This is a genomic window from Thermoflexus sp. (assembly GCF_040289485.1).
GTDB lineage: Bacteria > Chloroflexota > Anaerolineae > Thermoflexales > Thermoflexaceae > Thermoflexus.
Genome location: NZ_PSLG01000013.1, coordinates 24,316 through 48,519 on the forward strand (window position 1 = coordinate 24,316; position 24,204 = coordinate 48,519).

Annotated in this window: 24 protein-coding genes; 16 read left to right on the top strand and 8 right to left on the bottom strand. The window is 69.9% G+C overall.

Features of this window, described 5'->3' with window-relative positions; all coding sequences use genetic code 11:
• Window positions 1–29: 29 nt before the first annotated feature.
• From C4313_RS03895 to C4313_RS03930, 8 genes are read right to left on the bottom strand one after another with little or no spacing between them, the layout of a single operon-like run.
• Entirely contained in the window at window positions 30–983 is a 954-nt protein-coding gene (locus C4313_RS03895; RefSeq protein ID WP_352428562.1) for a diacylglycerol/lipid kinase family protein, read from the bottom strand.
• A 42-nt stretch (window positions 984–1,025) separates the two neighbouring features.
• Entirely contained in the window at window positions 1,026–3,152 is a 2,127-nt protein-coding gene (uvrB, locus tag C4313_RS03900) for an excinuclease ABC subunit UvrB (RefSeq protein ID WP_352428563.1), read from the bottom strand.
• A gap of 41 nt (window positions 3,153–3,193) precedes the next feature.
• Entirely contained in the window at window positions 3,194–3,361 is a 168-nt protein-coding gene (locus tag C4313_RS03905) for an SPFH domain-containing protein (protein ID WP_352428564.1), read from the bottom strand.
• 54 nt (window positions 3,362–3,415) lie between these two features.
• Window positions 3,416–3,622: a hypothetical protein gene (locus tag C4313_RS03910; protein ID WP_352428565.1), complete on the bottom strand. Its 207-nt coding sequence runs from the start codon at window positions 3,620–3,622 to the stop codon at window positions 3,416–3,418.
• A complete protein-coding gene (locus tag C4313_RS03915; protein WP_352428566.1) occupies window positions 3,615–4,001 on the bottom strand; it encodes a hypothetical protein in 387 nt (128 codons plus the stop codon). The genes C4313_RS03910 and C4313_RS03915 overlap by 8 nt, the downstream gene beginning before the upstream one ends.
• Window positions 4,002–4,005: 4 nt before the next feature.
• Window positions 4,006–5,256 carry a metallophosphoesterase gene (locus C4313_RS03920; RefSeq protein ID WP_352428567.1) on the bottom strand — a complete coding sequence of 417 codons (1,251 nt, stop codon included), beginning with the start codon at window positions 5,254–5,256 and terminating at the stop codon, window positions 4,006–4,008.
• The gene (pgeF, locus tag C4313_RS03925) at window positions 5,231–6,022 is read right to left on the bottom strand and encodes a peptidoglycan editing factor PgeF (RefSeq protein ID WP_352428568.1); all 792 of its coding nucleotides are present in this window, start codon (window positions 6,020–6,022) and stop codon (window positions 5,231–5,233) included. Before pgeF ends, C4313_RS03920 begins: the two co-directional genes overlap by 26 nt.
• Window positions 6,019–6,978 (bottom strand): MDR/zinc-dependent alcohol dehydrogenase-like family protein, encoded by a 960-nt coding sequence (locus tag C4313_RS03930; RefSeq protein ID WP_352428569.1) that lies wholly within the window; start codon window positions 6,976–6,978, stop codon window positions 6,019–6,021. Before C4313_RS03930 ends, pgeF begins: the two co-directional genes overlap by 4 nt.
• A 276-nt stretch (window positions 6,979–7,254) precedes the next feature.
• On the opposite strand from C4313_RS03930, the gene mraZ reads away from it, so the two are divergent.
• From mraZ to ftsZ, 16 genes are read left to right on the top strand one after another with little or no spacing between them, the layout of a single operon-like run.
• A complete protein-coding gene (mraZ, locus tag C4313_RS03935; protein ID WP_352428570.1) occupies window positions 7,255–7,683 on the top strand; it encodes a division/cell wall cluster transcriptional repressor MraZ in 429 nt (142 codons plus the stop codon).
• A 35-nt stretch (window positions 7,684–7,718) separates the two neighbouring features.
• Window positions 7,719–8,633: a 16S rRNA (cytosine(1402)-N(4))-methyltransferase RsmH gene (gene rsmH, locus C4313_RS03940; protein WP_352428571.1), complete on the top strand. Its 915-nt coding sequence runs from the start codon at window positions 7,719–7,721 to the stop codon at window positions 8,631–8,633.
• Window positions 8,630–8,938, top strand: coding sequence for a YveK family protein (locus C4313_RS03945; protein ID WP_352428572.1), 309 nt, complete (start codon window positions 8,630–8,632; stop codon window positions 8,936–8,938). The genes rsmH and C4313_RS03945 overlap by 4 nt, the downstream gene beginning before the upstream one ends.
• Window positions 8,939–8,985: 47 nt before the next feature.
• A complete protein-coding gene (locus C4313_RS03950) occupies window positions 8,986–10,722 on the top strand; it encodes a peptidoglycan D,D-transpeptidase FtsI family protein (protein WP_352428573.1) in 1,737 nt (578 codons plus the stop codon).
• Window positions 10,723–10,739: 17 nt separating this feature from the next.
• A complete protein-coding gene (locus tag C4313_RS03955) occupies window positions 10,740–12,182 on the top strand; it encodes a UDP-N-acetylmuramoyl-tripeptide--D-alanyl-D-alanine ligase (RefSeq protein ID WP_352428574.1) in 1,443 nt (480 codons plus the stop codon).
• 38 nt (window positions 12,183–12,220) lie between these two features.
• On the top strand, window positions 12,221–13,243 hold the full coding sequence (mraY, locus tag C4313_RS03960; protein ID WP_352428575.1) for a phospho-N-acetylmuramoyl-pentapeptide-transferase: 1,023 nt from the start codon (window positions 12,221–12,223) through the stop codon (window positions 13,241–13,243).
• 31 nt (window positions 13,244–13,274) lie between these two features.
• A complete protein-coding gene (murD, locus tag C4313_RS03965) occupies window positions 13,275–14,681 on the top strand; it encodes a UDP-N-acetylmuramoyl-L-alanine--D-glutamate ligase (protein ID WP_352428576.1) in 1,407 nt (468 codons plus the stop codon).
• Complete coding sequence (locus C4313_RS03970; protein ID WP_352428577.1) at window positions 14,678–15,907, top strand: FtsW/RodA/SpoVE family cell cycle protein; 1,230 nt, start codon at window positions 14,678–14,680, stop codon at window positions 15,905–15,907. The genes murD and C4313_RS03970 overlap by 4 nt, the downstream gene beginning before the upstream one ends.
• On the top strand, window positions 15,825–16,991 hold the full coding sequence (gene murG / locus C4313_RS03975; protein WP_352428578.1) for an undecaprenyldiphospho-muramoylpentapeptide beta-N-acetylglucosaminyltransferase: 1,167 nt from the start codon (window positions 15,825–15,827) through the stop codon (window positions 16,989–16,991). Before C4313_RS03970 ends, murG begins: the two co-directional genes overlap by 83 nt.
• Window positions 16,988–17,512, top strand: coding sequence for a CvpA family protein (locus C4313_RS03980; RefSeq protein ID WP_352428579.1), 525 nt, complete (start codon window positions 16,988–16,990; stop codon window positions 17,510–17,512). The genes murG and C4313_RS03980 overlap by 4 nt, the downstream gene beginning before the upstream one ends.
• Window positions 17,513–17,522: 10 nt before the next feature.
• Complete coding sequence (gene murC, locus C4313_RS03985) at window positions 17,523–18,905, top strand: UDP-N-acetylmuramate--L-alanine ligase (RefSeq protein WP_352428580.1); 1,383 nt, start codon at window positions 17,523–17,525, stop codon at window positions 18,903–18,905.
• Window positions 18,902–19,942: a UDP-N-acetylmuramate dehydrogenase gene (murB, locus tag C4313_RS03990; protein ID WP_352428581.1), complete on the top strand. Its 1,041-nt coding sequence runs from the start codon at window positions 18,902–18,904 to the stop codon at window positions 19,940–19,942. Before murC ends, murB begins: the two co-directional genes overlap by 4 nt.
• Window positions 19,860–21,047, top strand: coding sequence for a D-alanine--D-alanine ligase family protein (locus tag C4313_RS03995; protein WP_352428582.1), 1,188 nt, complete (start codon window positions 19,860–19,862; stop codon window positions 21,045–21,047). Before murB ends, C4313_RS03995 begins: the two co-directional genes overlap by 83 nt.
• 11 nt (window positions 21,048–21,058) lie before the next feature.
• Window positions 21,059–21,784: a cell division protein FtsQ/DivIB gene (locus tag C4313_RS04000; RefSeq protein WP_352428583.1), complete on the top strand. Its 726-nt coding sequence runs from the start codon at window positions 21,059–21,061 to the stop codon at window positions 21,782–21,784.
• Window positions 21,781–23,007: a cell division protein FtsA gene (gene ftsA / locus C4313_RS04005; RefSeq protein WP_352428584.1), complete on the top strand. Its 1,227-nt coding sequence runs from the start codon at window positions 21,781–21,783 to the stop codon at window positions 23,005–23,007. Before C4313_RS04000 ends, ftsA begins: the two co-directional genes overlap by 4 nt.
• A gap of 58 nt (window positions 23,008–23,065) precedes the next feature.
• Entirely contained in the window at window positions 23,066–24,172 is a 1,107-nt protein-coding gene (ftsZ, locus tag C4313_RS04010) for a cell division protein FtsZ (RefSeq protein WP_352428585.1), read from the top strand.
• The last annotated feature ends 32 nt before the right edge of the window (window positions 24,173–24,204 follow it).

Sequence of the window (24,204 nt, forward strand, 5' to 3'; positions counted from 1 at the left end):
GGTTCGCCCGCTCCGGCCCGGTGGGGTCATCACGGGGCGGCGAAGAGGGCGGCGGGGGCGGTCGGCGGGACCAGGATCCGGAGGGCGCGGGGCACCACCTCAAAGACCATCGGGGTCTGGCCGATGGGCTCGCCGTCCACCTGGACGGGGACGACAGGATGGGTCTCGACGATCACCCGCCGACCCCGGAAGAACTTCACCGCCGGGTCCTGGAGGTGTCTGCCGCCGAAGGCGTTGATGAAATGCCGGATGGCCCACGGCAGGCCCATCCCCCGGAACACGCAGATGTCCAGTTGGCCGTCGTCCAACACGGCCTGGGGGGCGATGCGGACCAGCCCGCCGTAAAGTTGGGCGTTGGTGACCAGCACGACTAGGGTGCGGCCGCGCATCCGACGCCGGCCGTCCACGATCACCGTCGCCCGCATGGCGGGGAAGTCCCGAGCGATCATCGCGGCGGCGATCAGGTAGGCCAGGGCCCCCAACCGCTTGGTGTTCCGGTCGCGGGGCTCCATGTGCTGGGCCACCTGGGCGTCCAGGCCGATGCCCGCCCACAGCAGGAAATAGCGGCCGTCGGCCCGTCCCACATCGATGGCCCGCGGGGCAGCGGTCTCCAGCAGCCGGGCCGCGCTCAGGAGGCCGTAGGGATGGGTCAGGGCAGGGGTGGGCAGGCCCAGTTGCTTGGCCCACACGTTCCCCGTGCCCGTCGGCAGCACCCCCAGGGCCGTCGGCATCCCGACGATCCCATTGGCCACCTCGTTCACCGTCCCGTCCCCCCCAGCGGCCACCACCCAGTCGAATCCCTCCAGGGCTGCCTCCCGGGCCAGGTCGGTGGCCATCCCCGGATGCTCCGTGCGCCGGAGGAGGACCGACCACCCCAGGCCTTTCCAGCGCTGGAGGATGGCCTCCAGGTCCCGCAGGACGTCCCGGGGGCCGGCCGCCGGGTTGTAGATCACCATCACGCGTCGGGGCGCGGACATGGCCATGGGTGCAGCGCCTGGGTTTGGAGGGACGATATCGGACGTCCGCTACGGGGCGCGCGGGCGCCCGCGGCGGCGGCCGGACGGTGCCGTCGGTGGGGTGGAGGGCACCCCTGCCGGAGCTTCTTTCTCATCTTCCTCGATATCGAGGGCCACCCATTTGCGGGGGCGGGCCTCCGGCGGCGTCTCCGCCAGTTCGATCATCCGCAACTGCTCGCGCAACTCGAAGATCTGGTCCCGGATGGCTGCTGCCTTCTCGAACTCCAAGGCCTGGGCGGCCCGCTTCATCTCTTTCTCCAGCGCCCGGATCAAGCGTTGCAGTTCGTCCCGGGGCATCGGCGTCGGCCGCGCCGGGGCCCCGGCCTCCTGGGCGGCCATCTCCCGGACCCGGTCGGTGAGGTCGCGCACTGCCTTCACGATGGAACGCGGCTCGATCCCATGGGCCCGGTTGTATGCCTCCTGGATGGCCCGCCGTCGCTGGGTCTCCTCGATGGCGCGACGCATGGCTTCGGTGATGGTGTCCGCGTAGAGGATGGCGGTGCCGTTGACGTGGCGGGCGGCCCGCCCGATGGTCTGGATCAGGGCCGTCTCGCTGCGCAGGAAACCCTCCTTGTCGGCGTCCAGGACAGCCACCAGCGAGACCTCGGGGAGGTCCAGCCCCTCCCGAAGCAGGTTGATCCCCACCACGACGTCGTAGACCCCCAGGCGCAGATCCCGCAGGATCTCCACCCGCTCCAGGGTCTCTACGTCGGCGTGGAGGTAGTGGGTGCGGATCCCCATCTCGTTGAGGTAATCGGCCAGCTCCTCCGCCATGCGCTTGGTGAGGGTGGTGACCAGGGCCCGCTCCCCCCGGGCGACGCGGCGGCGGATCTCCCCGATGAGGTCCTCGATCTGGCCCTTGGTCGGCCGGACCTCGACGACGGGATCCAGGATGCCGGTGGGCCGGATGAGTTGTTCCACCACCTGCTCGGACTTCTCCAGCTCGTAGGGGCCGGGCGTGGCCGACATGAAGATGACCTGGCGGACCCGTTGCTCGAACTCCTCGAAAGTCAGCGGGCGGTTGTCCAGGGCCGAAGGGAGCCGGAACCCGTATTCCACCAGGGTCTCCTTCCGGGAGCGGTCCCCGTGATACATCCCCCGCAATTGGGGGATGGTCATGTGGGACTCATCGATGACCACCAGGAAGTCGTCGGGGAAGTAATCCAGCAGGGTCCATGGGGGCTCGCCGGGCGCCCGTCCGTCCAGGTGGCGGGAGTAGTTCTCGATGCCGTGGCAGTAGCCGACCTCCCGCAGCATCTCCAGGTCGTAGAGGGTGCGCTGGCGGAGCCGCTCGGCCTCCAGATGCTTCCCCTGGGCCCGCAGTTCCTCCAGGCGCTCGTGGAGTTCCTGCTCGATGGCCGCGATGGCCCGGCGCAGTTTCTCCTCGGGGGTAACGAAGTGCTTGGCCGGGTAGATCTCCACGGCCTCGTGCAGCCGCAGCACCTCGCCGGTGAGGGGGTCGAACTCCACCAGGCGCTCGATCTCATCGCCCCAGAACTCGATCCGCAGTGCCGTGTCCTGATAGGCGGGGAAGACGTCCACTGTGTCGCCCCGCACCCGGAAGGTGCCCCGCCGGAAGTCGACGTCGTTGCGGGCGTATTGGATGTCCACCAGATGGCGGAGCAGGTTGTCGCGGCGTCGGACCTGGCCGCGGTGCAGCCGGATAACCACCTGGCCCCAGTCGTGGGGGTTGCCGATGCCGTAGATGCAGGAGACGGAGGCCACGATGATCACATCGCGCCGGGTGAAGAGGGCCTGGGTGGCCGCCAGCCGGAGCCGCTCGATCTCCTCGTTGATGCTGGTTTCCTTTTCGATATACGTGTCGGTCTGGGGGATGTAGGCCTCGGGCTGGTAATAGTCGTAGTAACTGACGAAGTATTCCACGGCGTTGTGGGGGAAGAACTCGCGGAACTCCGCGTAGAGCTGGGCGGCCAGGGTCTTGTTGTGGCTGATGACCAGGGTGGGCCGCTGGACGCGGGCGATGACGTGGGCGATGGTGAACGTCTTGCCGGTGCCCGTGGCCCCCAGCAGGGTTTGGTAGCGATAGCCTTTGCGCAGGCCCTCGACCAGTTTCTCGATGGCCTGGGGCTGATCGCCGGTTGGCTCGAAGGGCGCGACCAACTCGAAGCGTCCCATGGGGTTCCGTTGTCCCTCCAACCAGGGGCGGCCCTCAGCCTTCATGAACGCCTCTGGGCTTTGGCCCGCAGGGTGGCGCCGAGTTCCTCGAAGAAGCTGGCCAGGTCCACCACCGGCCGGTTGAAGTTCCCGAGGGTCTCGGCCAGTTGGCTCACCAGGATGCTGCGCAGATCGTCCACGATGCGCTCGGTCTCGTAAAGGCGCTGCACCCCCCGATGCGGTTGACGGACAGTTGGGGCTCCCACACCCGGACGGCGAAGGACTTATCGACGGCTTTTGCCCTCCGCCAGATCCACGATCTGCCGCAACAGGGTCACCAGGGTGACCGCGCTCTGAACCAGGGCGGCCGGGGAGGGTCGTCCGCTGCCCCCGCGTTCCTGCCGGGCCTTCAGATACAGATAGGCCGCCAGGGTTCCGAAGAGGGCACCCAGGGCGCCTCCCAGCAGCATCCACCGGCGCTCGTTATACACGGTCCTCCCTCCCGGTGACGTGCCTCCCTTGTTCTTTAGCATAGCACGATCCGTCGGCCGGCCGGAAAGCGGGCCTTACCCCTGAGGGGCAGTCTTCATAATGGATTTGCTGAAGGCTCCAGCGAGGGAACCAGAGCCAAAACCAGACCCGGGTCCGCTGGCAGCGGAGCCCCTCTGGGCTCTGGAAGGGGACGGTCTCCGAGAGGGCCAGCCCGGCCCCCTCCCGCTCCCGGATCAGCCATAGGCGGAAGGACGTCCCGCCCACGGACCAGGAGAGGTCGCCGCGGGCGGCCAGCGTCCCGATCAGGCAGATCCCGCATCCGGTGAGCACCACGGCCAGGGCCAGGAACACAGATAAGGCGGTCTCCAGGCGCCGCATCCGGTCACTCCGAGGCATCGTCGCCCTGCAGATGGATGAGCACGATCTCCGGCGGACACATCAGCCGCATGCGGGGCATCCCCAGGCCCTCCATCCCAAGGCCCCGGCTGACATACATCGTGGTCCCGCCCCGCCGATACCGCCCCATCTCGTAGCGCTTGCCGTAAATCGAAGCGGTCACCAGGGCCCCGATGAAGGGCAGGCGGATCTGCCCGCCGTGGGTGTGGCCGCACAGATACAAATCGATCCCCAGGGCGCTGGCCTCCGGGAAGAGATCCGGCGAGTGGTAGAGCAGGACGGTGAAGGCGTTCGGGGGGACCTCCCGCATCAGCGCCTGGAGCCGCTGCCCATCCCGCTCCGGGTCGTGGGTGCAGGTCACTCCGATGAGGCACATCCGGGGAGCCTGCTGGCCCCATTGGCCGAAGTGGGCCACTTGATCCTCCAGCCATGTGATGTGAGAGAAGCCGTAAAGGAGGCGGCGCACCAACTCCGGAGGATCCACCAGGGGGGTGCCGGTGACCAGGTAGACTCCCAGGGGGGCCTGGAGGGCCTCCAGGAAGCGGCTGCACTGGGCCTGGGCCAACGGATCGTGTACATAACTCAGGTTGAGGAGGTCTCCGGTGAAGACGATCATGTCGGGGTCCAGGTCCTGGACCCAGCGCAGCACCTCCTGCTCCCGTCGGGTGAGGCGCTCCAGGTGGAGGTCGGTCAGATGGAGGATGCGCAGGGGAGGCAGTCCTCGGAGTTTCGGCGAGGGGATGACCAGTTCCGTCAGGGTGAGGCGGAAAGGCTCCCGGATCAGGGCGTTGAGGAGGTTCCCGGTGAAGGCCAGTTGCCCGACCAGGCTGAGGCCCACCGCCCATGAGAAGGGCCGAAGGGCGAGGGGGGTCACGGCAAGGAAGAGGCGGAACAGGGAGAAGGCGAAGAAGGGGGGGCGAGGCGGGCCGAAGGAATACCCCCAGCGCGGCAACATCCAGAGCACTACCAGGTCGCCGACGGCGAAGGTTCCGAACAGCACCGCCGCCGCTGCGCCGAAGGCCAGCGAGCCGCTGGACTCTCCCCACAACAACCCCACCCACGCCATCAGGGCGGCCAGCCACAGGCCGACCACCGCCCATGGCAGCCGATCCAGACGGTCCATGAAGACCAGAAACCGGTGGAACGGGCTCTCCGCGGTCCCGGGCCGGAACCGCCGGCGGCGCCGGAGGGGGGCCGGGACGGCGATCCCCTCAGGGGTTTCGGATCCAGACCCCAAAGCGTCCCGTCCTTCCGTTTTCGGCGCGGTGGGAGAACCAGTCCTCGACATGGCACGCCGTGCACACGGGGGCGACGGTCACGGAGGGAACGCCCAGGCGATGCAGATGCCGCCGCGCCGCTTCGGGAAGATCCAGGTGCCACGCCCCATCGCGTCGGTGAAGGGGGAGATCCTTCCCCAGGCGGGGGCGCAGGGCCTCGATGACGTCCGATCGGATGGCGTAGCAGCAGCCGCCGATCCCCGGTCCGATGGCCGCGTGGAGGCGGGAAGGGGCCCGGCCGAGGCGGCTTTCGAAGATCGCCAGGGCGGCTTCCAGGATCCCCGCCGCCAGCCCCCGCCAGCCCACGTGCAGCAGGCCGACGGCGGGGAGGTCGGGGTCCGCCAGGAGGATGGGGAGGCAATCCGCGAAGCGCAGCCACAAGGCCAGGCCCCGGGCGGCGGTGACCAGGCCGTCGACCCCGGGCAGGGCGCGGCCGCCGTCGTCCCACCCGACCACGGCGACGGTGTTCCCATGGACCAGCCATGCGGTGACCGTCTCCTCGGGGCGGAGGCCGGCGGCAGCAAGGGCCCGCCGCATGTTCTCCTCCACCGCCTCGGGCCGGTCGCCGACGGACCGGCTCAGGTTGAGGGAGGCGAAGGGCGGGAGGCTGACCCCGCCCCGCCGGGTGAGGAACCCGTGGGGGATGGCCGCCCAGGGCGGCGGGCGAAAGCGGTAGAAGACGATCTCCCCGCTCCGGACCGCTTCCCACATCGTCGGCGGGGTCACGGGGCGATCTCCAGCAGCACCTTGAGGACGCCCTTGCGGGCGGCGTGTTCGAAGGCGCGGTCGGCCTGGCGCAGCGGGTAGCGGGCGTGGATCAGGGGCAGGACCTCCACCAGGCCCTGCCGGAGCAGGCGCAGCGCCGGCTCGAAGGGCCCGCAGCGCGAACCGACCACGGTGACCTCATCCACGGCGATCATGGTCATGTTGACCTCGAGGGTGCCGTGATAGGTGCTCTTCAGGACGAGGGTGCCGCGGGGGCGGACCCAGCGGCGGGCGAGGGCGAAGCCCTCCGGTGACCCAGTGCATTCCACCACCACGTCGGCGGAGGGGTTCCCCGCCTCCTCCACGGTGGCCACTGGGATCCCCCGGCGGGCCAGGATCGCCAATTTGTTGCGGTTCCGCCCCACCACCAGCAGGTCGCAGCCGGTTAGCTGGAGGACCTGGGCGATCAGCAGGCCCAGTTTGCCGTCCCCCAGCACCACCACCCGGTCGGTGGGATGGATGTGGACCTGCTGCAGGATCTCGAGGGCGGCGGCCAAGGGCTCGACGAAAACGGCGGCCTCGTCGGGGATCTCGGGGGGCACCTCGTGGAGGTTGACCAGGGGCAGGAGCAGGAACTCCGCGAAGGCCCCGTCGCGGCCGGAGATGCCCAAGGTGGTGCGGTTCGGGCAGTGGGTGGGCCGGCCCGCCCGGCAGGTGGGGCAGGTCCCGCAGGCGGCGTTGATCTCCCCGACCACGCGCTTGCCGACCCACTCGGGGTGACCGGGGGCCTCCGCCACCACGCCGACGAACTCGTGGCCGGGCACGCCCCGGAAATCCAGGTAGCCGCGCATCAGTTCCAGGTCGGTGTTGCAGATCCCCGCCAGCCGCACCCGGACGCGGGCCTCGCCGGGGGGCGGCGTGGGATCCGGATAGTCCGGTCGGATCTCCAGCCCCCGGTTGAGATAGACGGCGAGCATCGCGGGCCTCCTGCCCTAGAAGGGTCGACAGCGCGCCGGCCAGCTCTTTATTGTAGAGGCCTTCCCAAAGGCCGACAAACGCCCCATGCCTCCCGGCGACCCCTTTTTCCCAAGATCATCCAAGGGACTGCGTTAAGATTTCCCAAATCCCTTGTGCAGGGGGAGCGAATTCCTATAATGGAGGCGTAGAGTGGGGCAAAGTGGGGGAGAGTGGTGGAGCCGAGGACGCGCAGGAGGGCCCGGGGGACGCCGACGGTGCCCCTGGAGGATGTTCCGATGTTCCTGGGGGAATACCGGCATGGGATCGACGCCAAGGGGCGGTTGTTCCTCCCCGCCCGTTATCGTCCTTTCTTTGCCTCCGGGGCGGTCCTCACCCGTGGCCTGGAGCCCTGTCTGTACCTGTTCACCTGGTCGGAGTGGCGGCGGGTGGCCGAGCGGATCAGCGCGCTGCCGTTGACCGTACCGGAGGCCCGGGAGTGGCGGCGCTTCTTCTTCGGGGGGGCCTTCGATGTGGTGCCCGACGAGCAGGGCCGCATTCTGATCCCGGCGTCCTTGCGGGCGTATGCCGGCCTGGAGGCGCAGGCGGTGATCGTGGGGGTGCACACCCATCTGGAGATCTGGTCTCCCTCCGCCTGGGAGGAGATCCTGGAGCGTTTTCAGAACGGCCGGATCCCTCCGGAACACTGGGCCGGCCTGCAGATCTGAGGCCGATCCCGAATCCGGTCGTCCGAGGCTGCCCCATGCACATCCCGGTCTTGTTGCGCGAGGTCTTGGACGGCCTGAAGGTCCAACCGGGCGGCCGCTACATCGATGCCACGGTGGGAGGCGGAGGCCATGCGGCGGCCATCCTGGAGCGATCGGCTCCCGATGGCCGGCTACTGGGCATCGACCGGGATCCCGAGGTGCTGGAGCGCGCCCGGGAGCGGCTGCGGCCCTTCGGCGAGCGGGTCGTCTTGGCCCAGGGCTCCTACGCCGAGTTGCGGCGGCTGGCCGTGCGCTATGACTTTCTGGAGGTGGATGGGATCCTGTTCGATCTGGGCCTGTCCTCGTGGCAGTTGTCCGATCCTCACCGGGGCTTCAGTTTCCAGATCGAAGGGCCCCTGGACATGCGTTACGACCCCGGGCAGGGCATCCCAGCCTCGGAGATCGTGAACCGGTGGCCGGAGAAGGAACTGGCCGCGTTGATCCGCCGTTACGGCGAGGAGCGCTACGCCCGGAGGATCGCGCGGGCCATCGTGCGCCACCGGCCCATCCGGACCACCACGGAACTGGCGGCGCTGATCGCCCGGACGGTGGGCTGGGGGCGGGATGATCTCCACCCGGCCACGCGCACGTTCCTGGCGTTGCGCATCGCGGTCAACGACGAACTCAGCGCCCTGGAGCAGGCCCTTCCCCAGGCCGTCTCCTTGTTAAAGCCGGGGGGGCGCCTGGCCGTCATCGCTTTCCATTCGTTGGAGGATCGCATCGTGAAGACCTTCTTCCAGCGGGAGGCGCGGGATTGCCTGTGCCCGCCGCAGGTCCCGGTGTGCACCTGCGGCCACCGGGCGACCCTGCGCCTGATCACCCGCAAGCCCATCCGGCCCTCCGAGGAAGAGGTTCGGGTCAACCCCCGGGCGCGCAGCGCCCGGCTGCGCATCGCGGAGCGGTTGGGATGAGCCCGCGTCGGCGTCTGGCCCTGGCTATAGCGGGGGGCATGCTGTTCGGCGTCGCCTGGATCCTGTTGTTCACGTTCCTCTCCACCGCCGCCGTGGAGCAGGGGCAGGTGGTGCAGCGTCTGAGCGAGGCCCGCGCCGCCCTGGAGCGGGAGAACCTGGCGGTCCGGGAGGCCATCGCGCGCGAGAGCGCGTTGCCCCGGCTCCGGGAACGGGCCCGGGCGTTGGGGTTTGGGGAGGCGGAGGGGGTCCGTCCCCTCCTGCTCTCTGTGCCGGTCTCGGGGCCGGTGGAGGGGCCGCTCCCTTAGGCGAGACATGCGCCCCCGGGGCACAGCGCAGGAGGCCAGATCGATTTATGAAGGAACAGTCGTTGCGGTTCTGGGTGGTGGCCTTTGCGCCGGCGCTCGTCCTCGGGCTGGCGCTGGCCCGCTTGGTCTACCTGGCGTTCTGGGCCCCAGAAGTCGTGTTCGGGGTCCAGGCCCGGGAGATCCGTCTGGAGCCGCGGCGGGGGTCCATCCTGGACCGGAACGGGGCTGTCCTGGCGATGGATGTGCCGCGTTACCGTTTGGTGCTGGAGTATCTCCCCATCGCTTACGGGGGGGATCCCCGGCGTCGGGAGGCGTGGTTGAATCGGATCGATGAGGTCCTGGCTCCCTTCCTCGGCTTCTCCCTTCGGGAGGCCGCCGCCGGCTGGCCGGATACGTGGTGGCAGTTCCCGGTGGCCCGGGATCTGCCGGAGGATGTGGCTCGGGGGGTCGCGCGGCGGGTCCAGGAAGCCGGGCTGCGGGGGGTTCGGGTGGTCCCTTACTGGGCGCGGATGTATCCGGAGGGGGCCCTGCTGGGCCCTGTGGTCGGCTTCGTGGTCTTCCGGCCGGACCCCGAGGGGGTGGAGCGGCGGTCGGGAGCGGTGGGGGTGGAGCGGGCCTATGAGCGGGATCTGGCCGGGAGGCCGGTGGTGGTGCGGGTGCCGGTGGATGCCGAGGGGCGGCCGCTGCCGTTGGACGAGGCGGCCCTGGCGGAGCCGGAGCCCGGCGCGGACATCGTCCTCACGCTGGATCGCACCCTGCAGGCCATCGTCGCGGAGGAGCTGGCGCGGGGCCTGCAGGAGAGCCGGGCGGCGCGCGGCGACGCCGTGGTGCTCAACCCCCGCACCGGCGAGATCCTGGCCATGGTGAGCCTGCCGGGGTTCGACCCGAACCATCCGGAGACGTTGCCTCCGGACGCCCGCAACCCGGCCGTTCAAGATCTTTACGAGCCGGGCTCGGTCTTCAAGATCCTCACCATGGCCGCCGCTTTGGAAGCCGGGGTAGTGCGGCCGGAGAGCCGCTATCTGGACCAGGGATGCGTGGAGTTCGGCGGGGCGCCGATCTGCAACTGGGACGCCGCTCGCTACCCGCAAGGGCGGGGCTGGCTGGATATGACGGAGCTGCTGGTGTATTCCCGGAACGTCGGCGCGGCGGCCCTGGCCCGCATGCTGGGCCCGGAGCGTTTCTACCCGGCGCTGCACGCCTTTGGGATCGGCGAGCGGACGGATGTGGATCTCCCCGACGAGGCGGTGATGCGGGTGCGGGCCTACGGGGATCCAGACTGGCGGGAGGCCGATATGGGGCGTCAGTCCTTCGGGCAGGCGGTTTCGGTGACCCCGCTCCAGATGGCGGTGGCGGTCTCGGCGGTGGCCAACGACGGCCTGATCATGCGCCCCTTTGTGGTCCGGGAGGTGCGCACGGCCGAAGGGGTCCGGCGGACGGAGCCCCAGGTCCGGCGGCGGGCGCTGTCGGCGGCCACGGCCCGGGCGCTGCGGGAGATGCTGGCGGCGGTGATCGAGCGGGAGGCGGTGAAGGCACGGGTGCCGGGCTATCGGATGGCCGGCAAAACCGGCACCGCCCAGATCCCCACGCCCTTCGGCTACGATCCCAAGGGCACCATCGCCTCCTTCGTGGGGTTCGGGCCGGTGGAGGATCCCCAGGTGCTGATCCTGGTCAAGATCGACCGCCCGCAACGGTCCCCGTGGGGCTCGGAGGAGGCGGCGCCGGTGTTCGCCCGCATCGCCGCGCGCATCCTCCCGCTGCTTCGGATCCGGGCGGGGGAGTAAGGTGGAGGACGGCGAAGATGGCCGGCGAGGCTGGCGTGCGGGTAGCGGTGCAGGGGATGACCCTGGCGGACCTGGCCGAGGCCATCGCGGGCCGGCGTCCGCCCTGGGAGATCCCCATCCGGCACATCGCTATCGACTCGCGGGTTTGCGAGGCGGGCGATCTGTTCATCGCCCTGCCGGGCGAACGGACGGACGGCCATCGGTATGTGGGGGAGGCCTTTCGGCGCGGGGCGATGGCCGCGTTGATCCACGAAGCGGAGGCGGCCGGGGAGGTGCCGGTGGTGGACCTGGAGGGGGGTCCCTGGCCCTCGTCCCTCTCCCTTCCGGTGGGCCTGCGGGTTTCGAACACCCTGCAGGCCCTGCACCGGTGGGCGGCTTGGTGGCGGGCCCGCTTCCCCGTGCGGGTGATCGGCATCACGGGGAGCGTGGGCAAGACCAGCACCAAAGAATTGGTCGGGGCGGTGCTCTCCCGGCGCTACGAGGTCCTGAAGACCGAGGGGAACCTGAACAGTGAGATCGGCCTTCCCCTCATGGTGCTCCGTCTCACGCCGCGACATCAACGGGCGGTGCTGGAGATGGGGATGTATGCCCGAGGGGAGATCGCGGCCCTCTGCGCCATCGCCCGCCCGGTGATCGGAGTGGTGACCATGGTCGGCCCCGTCCATCTGGAGCGCCTGGGCTCCCTGGAGGCCATCGCGGAGGCCAAGGCGGAGCTGGTGGAGGCGCTGCCGGAGGACGGCGTGGCGGTGCTCAACCGGGATGACCGCTATGTGCGGGCCATGGCCGGCCGGACCCGCGCCCGAGTCTTCTTCTACGGCCTGGACCCGGAGGCGGACCTGTGGGCTGACGAGATCGTCAGCGAGGGCCTGGAGGGGATCCGCTTCGACCTGCACTATCGGGGCGAGACCTTCCGCCGGGTCCGGGTTTCCCTCTTGGGACGGCACAGCGTGCACACCGCCCTGCGGGCCATCGCGGTGGGGATCTTGGAGGGGCTGACCTGGGAAGAGATCTTCGCCGGCCTGCGGGATCCGCGGGCCCAGTTGCGCCTGGTGGCGGTGCCCGGCCTGCGGGGATCGATCATCCTGGACGACACCTACAACGCCAGCCCGCCGTCGATGCTGGCAGCCCTCAACCTGCTGGCCGAACTGGAAGGGCGGAAGATCGCCGTGCTGGGAGACATGCTGGAGCTCGGCGCCTACGAGGTCGAGGGGCACCGGCTGGTGGGCGGGCGGGCCGGGGCGGTGGCGGATCTGCTCATCGCCGTCGGCCCGCGGGCGCGCATCATCGCCCGGGAGGCGCTGGCCGTCGGCATGCCGGCGGACCGGGTGTGGATGTGCGATTCCAACGCCGAAGCCATCGAGATCCTGCGCCAGGTCATCCAGCCCGGGGACGTCATCCTGGTGAAGGGCTCGCGGGGTCTGCGGATGGAGGAGATCGTCAACGCCTTGTGCGAGGGGTAGGGGGGCGTGGACAAGACGGCTCTCGACGAGGTGGATCCGTGGCGCAGGCGCTGTTCATGGGCGGGCTTTCGTTCTTGCTGGCGGTGATCTGGGGGCCGCCCCTCATCCGCTGGTTGCGGGCGAACGGCATCGGAAAGAAGATCCGGATCGAGGGGCCGCGCACCCATCAGGTGAAGATGGGCACGCCCACCATGGGCGGCCTGATGATCGTCCTGCCGGTGGTGATCCTGACCCTGGCCCTCAACCTTGGCAACCTGATCGCCAACACGGAGGCCGGCCGGATGTTCCTGCGGCAGATGGGGTGGCCGGGCGACCAGTTGATCGGGCGGTCGATCCTGGTCCCGGTGACGGCCATGCTGGCCTTCGGGGCCCTGGGGGCCGTCGACGACTGGATGGGAACGCGGGGGGGCGGCGGCCTGCTGGCCCGCCACAAGTTCCCTATCCAGATCGCCCTGGGGATTGCCCTGGCCCTGGTGTTGCATTTCGGGATGGGCCTGCGCAGCGTGGCCATCCCCACGGTGCCCCAGAAGATCGACATCGGCCTCCTCTACCTGCCGGTGGCGACGTTCATCATCGTGGGCTCGGCCAACGCCATCAACTTCACCGACGGACTGGACGGCCTGGCCGGCATCATCACGGCCACCTCGTTCATCGCTTATGGGGTGATCGCCTACCTCCAGGGCCAGATCTACTTGGCCACCTTCGCCTTCATCGTGGTGGGGGCATGCATGGCCTTCCTCTGGTTCAACGCCCACCCGGCCCAATTGTTCATGGGCGATGTCGGCTCGCAGGCCCTGGGGGCCACACTGGGGGTGGTGGCGTTGATGACCGGCCAGTGGCTGTTGCTGCCGGTGGTCGCCCTCATCCCGGTGGCCGAGACCCTCTCGGTCATCCTCCAGGTCCTGTATTTCAAGTGGACGCGGGGACGGCGGCTGTTCCGCATGAGCCCGTTGCATCATCATTTCGAGTTGCTGGGCTGGTCGGAGACCCAGGTGGTGCAGCGGTTCTGGCTGGTCGCCATCTGGTCGGCCATGATCGGCGTGGCTTTGGCGTTGCTGTGAGGGGGGAACCGTGTCCGCGGACGGATCCGGGATGTCGCTCTCGAGGCCGTCGCGGCCCGCCAGCCGGGCCCTGGCCGGGCGGCGGGTGGTGATCCTGGGCCTCGCCCGGCAGGGGACGGCCTTGGCCCGCTGGCTGGTCCGGCAGGGGGCCGAGGTGACCGTCAGCGACCTCCAGCCGGCCGAGCGCTTGCAGGGCTTTCTTCAGACGCTGGAGGGGCTCCCGATCCGTTACGCGCTGGGGGGGCATCCCCTCTCGCTGCTCGAAGGCTGCGACCTGCTCTGTCTGAGCGGAGGGGTCCCCCTGGGGATCCCCATCGTCCAGGAGGCGATCCGGCGGGGGATCCCGCTGGCCAACGACGCGCAGTTGTTCCTGGAGCGCTGCGTGGGGTGGACGGCGGGGATCACCGGCTCTTCCGGGAAGACCACCACGACGGCCCTGGCGGGGGAGATGTGCCGGGCCGCGGGGTTCCGGACGTGGGTGGGCGGCAACATCGGCCAGCCCCTCATCGAGTTCGTGGAGGAGATCGGCCCGGAGGACCGGGTGGTGCTGGAGCTCTCCAGTTTCCAGTTGGAGATCATGACCGTCAGCCCTCACGTGGCCGCTGTGCTGAACATCACGCCGAACCACCTGGATCGCCACGGGACGATGGAGGCGTATATCGCGGCCAAGCAGCGCATCCTGGATTTCCAGGACGTCGAGGACATCGCGGTGTTGGGATACGACGATCCCAACGCCCGGGGGCTGGCGGCGGCCGTGCGGGGGCGGTTGCGCTTTTTCAGCCGGGAGCGGGAGGTCGCCCGGGGGGCGTTCCTGCGCGGGGGCACGCTCTTCCTGCGGCTGGGCGATGAAGCCTGGCCCATCTGTCGGGTGGAGGAAGTGCGCCTCCGCGGGCGCCACAACCTGGGGAATCTGCTGGCGGCGGCGGTGGTGGCCGGCAGCCTGGGCGCCGACCTCGGCGCCATCCGGGAGGTGGCCACTTCCTTCTCCGGCGTGCCTCATCGTCTGGAGCTGGTGCGCGAGGTCCGAGGGGTGCGCTATGTCAACGACTCCATCGCCACCACGCCGGAGCGGGTGCGGGCCGCCCTGGAGGCCTTCGAGGAGCCCCTGGTGCTTCTGGCCGGCGGGCGGGACAAGCACTTGCCGTGGGAGGAGACGGCGCGGGAGATCGCGCGGCGGGTGCGGGTGCTCATCGCCTTCGGGGAAATGGGCGACCGGGTGGTGGAGGCGGTCCAGGCTGCCCGGGCCGCGATGGGCCCAGCGGCCCTGGAGCAGGTGGAGCGGGTGTCTACGCTGGAGGAGGCCGTGGCCCTGGCGGCCCGCCTCGCCCGCCCCGGGGAGGTGGTGCTGCTCTCCCCCGGGGGAACCAGTTACGACGCCTATCGCGATTTCGAGGAGCGGGGGAACCACTTTCGCGCCCTGGTGGAGGCCCTGGCATGACGCCGGCGCGCAGAAAATGGCATGGCCAAACGGTCCCGTCGGGGGAGGCCCTGGCCTCTCGCTTCGTCCTCTCCCGTGGCGAATGGGGGCTCCTGCTCCTCCTGGCCCTGCTGATCGTGCTGGGCCTCGTGTGCATTTACAACGCCACCTATTATCTGGCTTACCAGGCCTATGGAGATGCCGCGTATTTCGTCCGGCGCCAGGCGGCGGCCGCCGCGCTGGGGCTTTTGGGCCTGGCGGCCCTCTGGCGGATGGATCGCCGCTGGCTGCAGCGGCTCTCCATCCCGTTGATGCTGGCGGGCGTGCTTTCTCTGCTCGCCGTGCTGCTCTTCGGGGAAGAGCGCCTGGGCGCCCGCCGCAGTTTTTACAACGGCTCCTTCCAGCCCTCGGAGCTGGTCAAGCCGGTCGTGATCCTCTATCTGGCCACCTGGCTGCCGACGAAGGGAGACCGGCTGCGGGAGTGGGGCCGGGGGTTCGTGCCGTTCCTGATGGTGTTGGGGGCGACGGTGATCCCGATCTTCCTGCAGCCGGACCTGGGGACTGGGTTGGTGATCGTGCTGATCGCCGCCTCCATGTTCTGGGTCTCCGGGGCTACGCCCGGCCAGGTGATGCTCGGGTTGGCCCTCGGGGCCTTGGCCTTCGGCGTCCTGGTCTGGGTCCATCCCCATGGGATGGCCCGCCTCGCCGATTATCTCCAGACGCTGCGCCATCCGGATGGCCCCGGCGGGCATCTGGGGGCGGTCTGGAAAGCCATCCGGTCCGGAGGGGCGTTCGGGAAGGGTCCGGGCGCCAACCTGTGGACCCTAAGTGGCCAGATCCCGCTTCCCCATTCGGACAGCGCCTTTGCCGTGATCGGGGAGACCTTCGGCTTCGCCGGCCTGGTGGGGGTGATCCTGTTGCTGACAGGGTGGGTGGCCCTGGGGATGGGGGTGGCCTGGAAGGCTCCGGATCTGTTCGGGCGCCTGTTGGCCCTGGGGGTGGTGCAGTGGATCGCCTGGCAGGCGTTGATCAACCTGGGGGGGCTGATGGGGGTCATCCCCTTCACCGGGATCCCGTTGCCGTTCATCAGTTACGGAGGATCCGCCCTGCTCAGTGAACTGCTGGGCGTCGGGCTGTTGCTCCACGTGGCCAGGGAGCAAGGGGATGCGGATCTGGATCGTCGGAGGCGGAACCGGCGGGCACATCTACCCGGCGCTGGCCGTCGCGGAAGCGCTGCGGGCCGTTGATCCGGCGCTGGAGGTGATCTGGGTGGGAACCCCGGACGGTATGGAGGCCCGGCTGATCCCGCCGCTCGGGTTCCCGTTCCTCCCGGTGGAGGCGGGCGGGGTGGTGGGGATGGGCCTGCGGCGCGGGGTCTGGGGGGTGATGCGGCTGGCGCGGGGCGTGAGGCAGGCGAGGCGGGCGATCCGCCGCATGCGCCCCCAGGCGCTGTTTACCACAGGGGGCTATGCGGCCATCCCCCCTGCTCTGGCGGCGGCCCTGCATCGGGTTCCCATCCTGGTCTATCTGCCCGATCTCGAGCCCGGGTGGGCGGTCCGCCTCTTGGCCCGCCTGGCGGCCCAGGTGGCGGTGACCGTTCCGGAAGCGCAGGCAGCGTTCGGAGGGCGCCCGGTGCTGGTCACAGGCTATCCGGTGCGCCGGGGCCTGCTGGCGGGCGCCCGCAGGCGCGCGGAGGCCCGCCGTCAGGGCCTGGCGCGCTGGGGCTTTCGGGAGGAGGAGCCGGTGCTCCTCGTGTTTGGGGGAAGCCGGGGGGCCCGGCGGTTGAACCAAGCAGTGGCCCGGCATCTGGAGGATCTCACGGCCTGGGCCCAGGTCCTGCATCTCACCGGTCCGCTGGATGGGGAGGCGGCCCAGGCGTGGCGGGCGAGGCTCCCGCCGGAGCGCCAGGCGCGGTATCGCCCGGTGGCGTATCTGCATGACGAGATGGGAGAGGCCATGGCCATGGCCGATCTGGCGGTCTGTCGGGCGGGGGCCTCGACGCTGGGGGAGCTGCCTGTCTTCGGTCTCCCGGCCGTTCTGGTGCCTTACCCATATGTGCGGCGACATCAGGAGCGGAACGCCGACTACCTCGTCCGCCAGGGGGCGGCCGTGATGATCCCGGACGCGGAGGTGGAGGAACGGCTGGGGGAGGCGGTGCAGGGCCTGTTGGGGGATCCGGGTCGCCTGGCAGAGATGCGGCGTCGGATGGCCGCGCTGGCCCGGCCCGAGGCGGCGGACCGGCTGGCTGCTACGGTTCTGGCGTTGGCCGGCGGCTCACCGGGTCGTGATCCCGTCCCCCAACCGGCTTCGACGGGGGGGAGGGGGCGATGATCGCGCTACATGTGGTGTTCTGGGCCTTCGTGCTCCTGTTCGCCCTCATCGGGGCATTGCGGGGCGTGGCGAAGGAGATCCTGGTCAGCGCTTCCATCATCGGGGCCATGTTCCTGTTCAGCCTGTTGCAGCAGTTCACCCCGCACCTGTGGGAGGCCCTGGTCAAGGACCCGGTCACCGGTTTCTTCGCCGAGACTGCCATCATTGGGCTGGCGGCCCTTTTCGGCTACGCCGGGCCGGCCCTTTCCACCCAGTTGGCCGGCCGGGCGAAGCGGGAGAAGGGGGTGGAGATCATCGCCGGGTTCGCCGCCGGCGCGATCAACGGCTGGCTGATCGCCGGCTCGATCCTGTTCTTCCTCGATCAGGCGGGCTATCCGTTCCCGGAGGTGCTCTGGCCGCCGGACCCCAGCGGTCCGGTGCTCGGCATGCTGTCGTGGATGCCACCTGCCCTCATCCGGCCGCCGCTGCTGTATTTCGCGGTGGTCGTCGCGCTGTTCGCCATGTTGATCTTCTATCTTTGAGGGATGCCGGATGCTTCGGTTGCGGCCGGGGATGGCCTTCCATCTGATGGGCATCGGCGGCGCGGGGCTCTCCGCCCTGGCGACGGTGCTCCACGAGGGGGGATATCGGGTGAGCGGTTGCGATCGCTCCCCTTCACCGTTCGCGGAGGGGTTGATGGCGGCCGGGATCCCCGTGCACATCGGCCATGACCCGGCGCACCTGGAGGGGGTGGAGGTTGTGGTGCGTTCATCGGCGGTGCCGGCCGACCACCCCGAGGTCCGCGCCGCGGAGGCGCGGGGGCTTCCGGTGGTGAAGCGGGAGGCGGTGATCGGTGCCCTGATGGCGGGCCGTATGGGCGTCGCCGTGGCCGGCACCCACGGGAAGACCACCACCACCGCCATGATCGCCTGGATCGCCCTGGCCGCCGGCCGCGACCCCACCTTCATCGTGGGCGGATGGATCCGCGGGCTCCAGCGGAACGCCCGGGCGGGGCAGGGAGCATTCTTCATCGTGGAGGCGGACGAATACGATCGCATGTTCCTGGGCCTGCGGCCGCGCATCGCTGTGGTGACGAACATCGAGCACGATCATCCCGACTGCTACCCCACCGCGGAGGCCTTCTTCGAGGCTTTCCAGGCCTTCGCCGAAGGGGTGCCGCGAGAGGGCACGCTGATCCTCTGCGAGGCCGATCCCGGGGCGCGACGCCTGGCCGATCGGCTCGCCGCCATGGGGCGATCGGTGGTCCGCTACGGTTGGGCGCCGCCGGCCCGCTGGTGGGCCCGACCCCTTGCCGTCGATGGCTTCGAGGTGTATCGCGAGGATCAGCGGGTGGGGACCCTGCGCCTGCCCCTCCCGGGACACCACCACGGCCTGAACGCCCTGGCCGCTCTGGCGGTGGCGGAAGCCATGGACATCCCCTGGGCGACGGCCATGGAGGCCCTGGCCTGCTTCCCGGGGACGGGGCGGCGCTTCGAGGTCAAGGGGGAGGCCGGGGGCGTCTTGGTCATCGATGATTACGCCCATCATCCGGGGGAGATCCGGGCGACGTTGCAGGCGGCCCGGGGGCGCTATCCCGGCCGGCGCCTGTGGGCGGTCTTCCAGCCTCATACCTATAGCCGGACGCGGGCCTTCCTGGAGGATTTCGCCCGCGCCCTTGCGGAGGCCGATCGCGTGCTGCTCACCCCTATCTACGCGGCCCGGGAGATCGATAGCATGGGGGTCTCCAGCCAGGACCTGCTGGCCCGCATGGGGCATCCGGGCGCCCGGTATGTGCCGGACTTTGAGACGGCGGTGGCGGTGCTGCTGGCGGAGGTCCGCCCCGGCGACGTGGTCCTGACGCTGGGGGCGGGGGATGGCTACCGCATCGGGGAGCGGTTGCTGGAAGCGCTGCGCCGTCGGGAGGGGCAGGGATGAGCGCTTCGGGCTTCCCTGCGCTTCCGGGCGAGGCGCTGGCCCGCGCCCTCCGCCGATGGGGGCTGGACCTCCAACGGGGAGTTCCGCTGGCCCGGTTCACCACGGCCCGCATCGGGGGGCCTGCGGATGGCCTGGTGATCGTCGAGGAGGTCGAGGCCCTGGCGGATGTGGTCCGGGCGGCCTGGGCCGACGGCCTCCCGGTGACGGTGCTGGGGGGTGGCTCCAACGTGCTGATCGCCGACCGGGGGGTGCGGGGGCTGGTGGTGCTGAACCGCACCCGACCCCTGCGTTTCGAGGCGGACGGGCGGGTCTGGGCGGCATCGGGGGTGCTTCTGCCCACCCTGGCCCGGCTGTGTGCCGAGCGGGGATGGGGCGGCCTGGAGTGGGCCATCGGGGTCCCGGGGACCGTGGGCGGGGCTGTCGTGGGGAACGCCGGCGCCCACGGCGGGGATATCGCCGGATGCCTGGAGGCCGTCACGTTGCTGTTGCCGGAGGGGGAGGTGGCCACCTGGCCGGCGGATCGGCTGGCCCTGGGTTACCGGACCAGCCGGTTGAAGACGTGGCCGACGACGCCCCGGCCGGTGGTCCTGGCGGCCTCTTTCCTCCTGCGTCCGGCGGACCCGGAGCGGCTGTGGGAGCGGATGGCAGCCTTCAGCGCCTATCGTCGGCGCACCCAGCCCGGGGGCTCCAGCCTGGGCTCGATGTTCCGGAACCCTCCTGGGTATCACGCCGGCCGCCTCATCGAGGCCGCGGGGCTCAAGGGGCTGCGGCGGGGCGGGATCGTCGTCTCCGCCCTTCATGCGAATTTCTTCATCAACGAGGGGAACGGCACGGCGGCGGAGGTGCGCGCGCTGATGGCCGAGGTCCAGCGCCGCGTCTTCGAGCGATTCGGCGTCCTCTTGGAACCGGAGATCGAGTTGATCGGGGAGTGGGAAGATGAAGCGGAGGATCCGGGTGGGTGTCCTGTTCGGGGGGAAATCGGGGGAGCACGAGGTGAGCCTCCTCTCGGCCCAGTCGGTGATCCGGGCGCTGGATAAAAGCAAATACGAAGTCGTGCCCATCGGGATCACCAAGGAGGGACGTTGGATCACGCAGGGCGATCCGATGAAGGCGCTGACCGGAGGCCTTGTGACGATGGAGGATCTGGTGGGAAGCCCGCCGGTGGTGGAGCCGGAGCCGGCCCCGGGCCTTCCAGCGGTGGCCCCGCGCCGCGAACTCATCCCGGGGGTCCACGCCGAGGGGATCCCGGAGGTGGATGTGATCTTTCCCGTTCTCCATGGGCCGTTCGGGGAGGATGGGACGATCCAAGGGCTGCTCGAACTGGCCGGCCTCCCTTATGTGGGGGCAGGGGTGCTGGCCTCAGCGGTGGGGATGGACAAGGCGGTGATGAAGGACGTTTTCCGAGCCCACGGCCTTCCGGTGGCTCGTTACATCGTGGTGTTGCGGCGGGAATGGGAGCGGGATCCGGAAGGGGTGATGGGCCGCGTGGAGCGGGAGATCGGGTTCCCGTGCTTTGTGAAGCCGGCCCATCTGGGTTCCAGCGTCGGCGTCTCGAAAGTCAAGGACCGGGAGGACCTCCCCGCGGCCCTGGCCGAGGCCGCCCGTTATGGGCGCAAGATGCTGGTGGAGCGGGCGATACCAGCCGCCCGCGAGATCGAGGTCAGCGTGCTGGGGAACGAGGACCCCATCGCCTCGGTGCCGGGGGAGGTCATCCCGGCCGGCGAGTTCTACGACTACGCGGCGAAGTATCTGGACGATCGAACGCAGTTGGTGATCCCGGCCCCGCTGGACGAGGCGTTGTCCGAGCGGATCCGGACGCTGGCCTTGGAGGCCTTTCGGGCCATCGATGCCTGCGGGATGGCGCGGGTGGACTTCCTGCTCTCCCGGGAGACGGGCGAACTGGTGATCAACGAGATCAACACCATCCCAGGCTTCACGGCCGTCAGCATGTATCCGCGCCTGTGGGAGGCCAGCGGCCTCCCCTATTCGGCGCTGCTGGACCGCTTGATCGAACTGGCGCTGGAGCGCCATGCGGATCGCCAGCGGGATGCCATCGCCTACGAGGGGTTGACATGGCTTTCCACCGTTCGTTCCGACGGCGCGGGGCCCGGGGGCGCCGGCGAAGGGCCTTCCTCGCCGTGAGCCCGGCCTCCATGGCGGTGGCCGCGTGGAGCCTGCCCACTGGAGGCTCCCGGCTCGCGGCAGGGATCCTGCTGGGGGTCTGGCTGGCGGCGGGGGCGACGCTGTTGCTGCACGATGCCTTCTACACGCGACTGGACGTGGCAGGGGCCCAACAGATCTCCCCGGAGGCCTTGGCGGAGGCCAGCGGCATCCACGGCCTGCACATCTTCTGGGTGGACCCGGAGGGGGCGGCCGCCGCTGTCCGCCGTCGTTTCCCGACGTTGCAGGAGGTCGCCGTGCGCTGCCGGTGGCCGGCCTTCTGCACGCTCTTCGTGGTGGAGGGGCGGGCGCCCTGGGAATGGGTGAGCGGGGATCTGCGGGTGTTCTTAGACGCGGAGGGTCGGGCTGTGGCCGAGGGGCCGACGGGCGCGGAGCGCCGGCTGGAGGTCCACGGCCTGCCGCCGCTGGCCCCCGGCCAGTGGGTGGACCGCGGGCTGTGGGGGCGGATGCAGGCCCTGGCCCGCGCCTTCCCGGAGATCACCGTTTTCCGTTATGAGCCTGGGAAGGGGTTCTCGTTCCAGGATCCCCTAGGCTGGCAGGTGGATCTGGGGGAGTTCGGCTCGATGGAGGCGCGGGCCGCCGTCTGGCGGGCCTTGCGCGAGCGCCTGGCCGCCCAGGGTCAGCACCCCACCGACTTGGACCTGCGGGTCCCGGAGGCCCCCGCTGTCGGTTTCCGGAAGCCGGAGAGGACGCCATGACCCTGGTGGCGATGGATATCGGAACCCACAAGATCTGCACCCTGGTCGGCGAGGCCGATGAGGCTGGGGTGCTCCGGATCCTGGGGGTGGGGGTGGTGCCGGCCCGGGGGATCCGACGGGGAGTGGTGGTCAACATCGCCGAGGCCACCGAGGCCATTGCCATGTCGGTGGAGAAGGCCGAGCGGACCAGCGGATATCAGATCCGCCGGGCCATCGTGGGGATCGCCGGCCCCTACGTGGCCTCGGTCAACAGCAAGGGGACGGCCTCGGTCCTGCGGGGGGATCGGGGGATCATGCCGGCCGATGTGCAGCGGGCGGTGGAGAACGCCCGCGCCATCGCCATCCCCCATTCCCATGAGATCCTGCACGTGATCCCGCGGACCTTTGTGGTGGACGGACAGGAGGGGATCCGGGACCCCCTGGGGATGTATGGGTTCCGGCTGGAGGCCGAAGTTCACATCGTGACCGCCCAGGTGGGTCCGCTGACCAACTTGCGACGCTGCATCGAGGCGGCCCAGGTGGCGGTGGAGGAGTTCGTGCTCTCCCCCCTGGCCGCGGCGGAGGCGGTGATCACCGAGGGAGAGCGGGAGATGGGGGTCGCCCTGGTCGACATCGGGGCGGGGACGACGGATCTGGCGGTTTTTGTGGAGGGCAGCGTGGCCCACACAGCGGTGATCCCCGTGGGCGGCCAGCACATCACCAACGATCTGGCCTACGGTCTGCATGTCCCGGCCACCGTAGCGGAGGAGATCAAGATCAAATACGGCCACGCGACGGCCTCGACGATAGCGGCCGATGAGACCATCGCCGTGCAGGGGTTCGGGGAGAACGGTCCGCTCACCTTCTCCCGTCGGGAGATGGCGGAGATTATCGAGGCTCGGGTCCAGGAGATCTTCCAACTCGTCATGAAAGATCTGCGGACCTCGGGCTACGAACGGCTGCTCCCCGCCGGCCTGGTCCTGTGCGGGGGGGCGGCGTTGTTGCCGGGCATCCGGGAGGTGGCGCGGGAGATCACCGGGTTGCCCGTTCGGTTGGGGATGCCGTGGGATCTGGGAGGGCTTGCGGATACCTTGCGCTCGCCGATGTTCGCCGCGGCGGTGGGCTTGCTCCGCTGGGGCTTGCGGGCGGACGCGGGCGCGGCCTATCCCACCCCCGGGGATTCTTGGATCGGCCGCCTGTGGCGAGCGGTGCGGACGATCTTACGGGAGATCCTACCCGGGTGAGTCCGGGCCCTCTTCCAACGGGGGTCCGTTGATGAAATCCTGCAGGAGGAGGTGTGCGATGGACGACTTCGCGACGGGACAGACGCCGGCCAAGATCCGCGTCGTCGGGGTAGGCGGCGGGGGCAGCAACGCCGTCAACCGCATGATCGAGGAGGGGCTGCGGGGGGTGGAGTTCATCGCCGTCAACACCGATGTGCAGGCCCTCTCCCTCTCCCGGGCCGATCGCCGCATCCACATCGGGGAGAAGATCACCCGCGGGCTGGGAGCGGGGGGCAATCCGGAGATCGGTTACAAGGCAGCCGAGGAGTCGGCCGATCTGATCTACGAGGCCCTGCGCGGCTCCGACATGGTCTTCATCACGGCGGGGATGGGAGGCGGGACAGGAACCGGGGCCAGCCCGGTGATCGCACGCATCGCCCGGGAGGTGGGGGCGCTGACCATCGGGGTGGTCACCCGGCCCTTCTCCTTTGAGGGACCACGGCGGGCCAAGGCGGCCGAGGAGGGGATCTCCCGGCTCCGGGAGGCTGTCGATACGTTGATCGTGATCCCCAACGACCGCCTGTTGGAGATCACCGACAAAAAGGTCCCCCTCCTCCAGGCCTTCCGGATGGCCGATGAGGTGCTTCGCCAGGGCATCCAGGGGATCAGCGAGTTGATCACGGTGCCCGGTCTGATCAACCTGGACTTCGCCGATGTGCGCACGATCATGGCCGAGGGCGGGGCCGCGCTGATGGCCATCGGGGAGGCGGCCGGGGAGAACCGGGCGGTCGAGGCGGCCCAGCAGGCCATCTCCAGCCGCCTGCTGGAGGTGACCATCGATGGGGCCCGCGGCATCCTCTTCAACGTCACCGGCGGCCCCGATCTCACCCTGCACGAGGTCAACCAGGCGGCGGAGATCATCCGTCAGGCGGCCCACCCTGAGGCCAACATCATCTTCGGGGCGGTGATCGACGAGGCCATGAAGGACCGGGTTCGGATCACGGTCATCGCCACCGGGTTCGAGCGGCCGCCGGTGGTCGGGCGTCGTCCCGCTCAGACGGCGGCTCCCGCCCGGCCGGAGGTCGGGGCCGCGCGCCCGGAGGAGGCCCGCCGCCCGGGGGGTGTGGACCGCAGTTTCAACGAGGGCGATCTCGACATCCCGGCCTTCCTGCGCCGCCGGGGTTGACAACAGCTGACATTTTTATTATCAGCCATTTC

Coding starts and splice junctions, on each gene's coding strand:
- C4313_RS03895 (WP_352428562.1), bottom strand. CDS start 983: ATGGCCATGTCCGCGCCCCGACGCGTGATGGTGATCTACAACCCGGCG.
- uvrB (WP_352428563.1), bottom strand. CDS start 3,152: ATGGGACGCTTCGAGTTGGTCGCGCCCTTCGAGCCAACCGGCGATCAG.
- C4313_RS03915 (WP_352428566.1), bottom strand. CDS start 4,001: ATGCGGCGCCTGGAGACCGCCTTATCTGTGTTCCTGGCCCTGGCCGTG.
- C4313_RS03930 (WP_352428569.1), bottom strand. CDS start 6,978: ATGCTCGCCGTCTATCTCAACCGGGGGCTGGAGATCCGACCGGACTAT.
- mraZ (WP_352428570.1), top strand. CDS start 7,255: ATGTTCCTGGGGGAATACCGGCATGGGATCGACGCCAAGGGGCGGTTG.
- rsmH (WP_352428571.1), top strand. CDS start 7,719: ATGCACATCCCGGTCTTGTTGCGCGAGGTCTTGGACGGCCTGAAGGTC.
- C4313_RS03945 (WP_352428572.1), top strand. CDS start 8,630: ATGAGCCCGCGTCGGCGTCTGGCCCTGGCTATAGCGGGGGGCATGCTG.
- C4313_RS03950 (WP_352428573.1), top strand. CDS start 8,986: ATGAAGGAACAGTCGTTGCGGTTCTGGGTGGTGGCCTTTGCGCCGGCG.
- C4313_RS03955 (WP_352428574.1), top strand. CDS start 10,740: ATGGCCGGCGAGGCTGGCGTGCGGGTAGCGGTGCAGGGGATGACCCTG.
- murD (WP_352428576.1), top strand. CDS start 13,275: ATGTCGCTCTCGAGGCCGTCGCGGCCCGCCAGCCGGGCCCTGGCCGGG.
- C4313_RS03970 (WP_352428577.1), top strand. CDS start 14,678: ATGACGCCGGCGCGCAGAAAATGGCATGGCCAAACGGTCCCGTCGGGG.
- murG (WP_352428578.1), top strand. CDS start 15,825: ATGCGGATCTGGATCGTCGGAGGCGGAACCGGCGGGCACATCTACCCG.
- C4313_RS03980 (WP_352428579.1), top strand. CDS start 16,988: ATGATCGCGCTACATGTGGTGTTCTGGGCCTTCGTGCTCCTGTTCGCC.
- murC (WP_352428580.1), top strand. CDS start 17,523: ATGCTTCGGTTGCGGCCGGGGATGGCCTTCCATCTGATGGGCATCGGC.
- murB (WP_352428581.1), top strand. CDS start 18,902: ATGAGCGCTTCGGGCTTCCCTGCGCTTCCGGGCGAGGCGCTGGCCCGC.
- C4313_RS04000 (WP_352428583.1), top strand. CDS start 21,059: ATGGCGGTGGCCGCGTGGAGCCTGCCCACTGGAGGCTCCCGGCTCGCG.
- ftsA (WP_352428584.1), top strand. CDS start 21,781: ATGACCCTGGTGGCGATGGATATCGGAACCCACAAGATCTGCACCCTG.
- ftsZ (WP_352428585.1), top strand. CDS start 23,066: ATGGACGACTTCGCGACGGGACAGACGCCGGCCAAGATCCGCGTCGTC.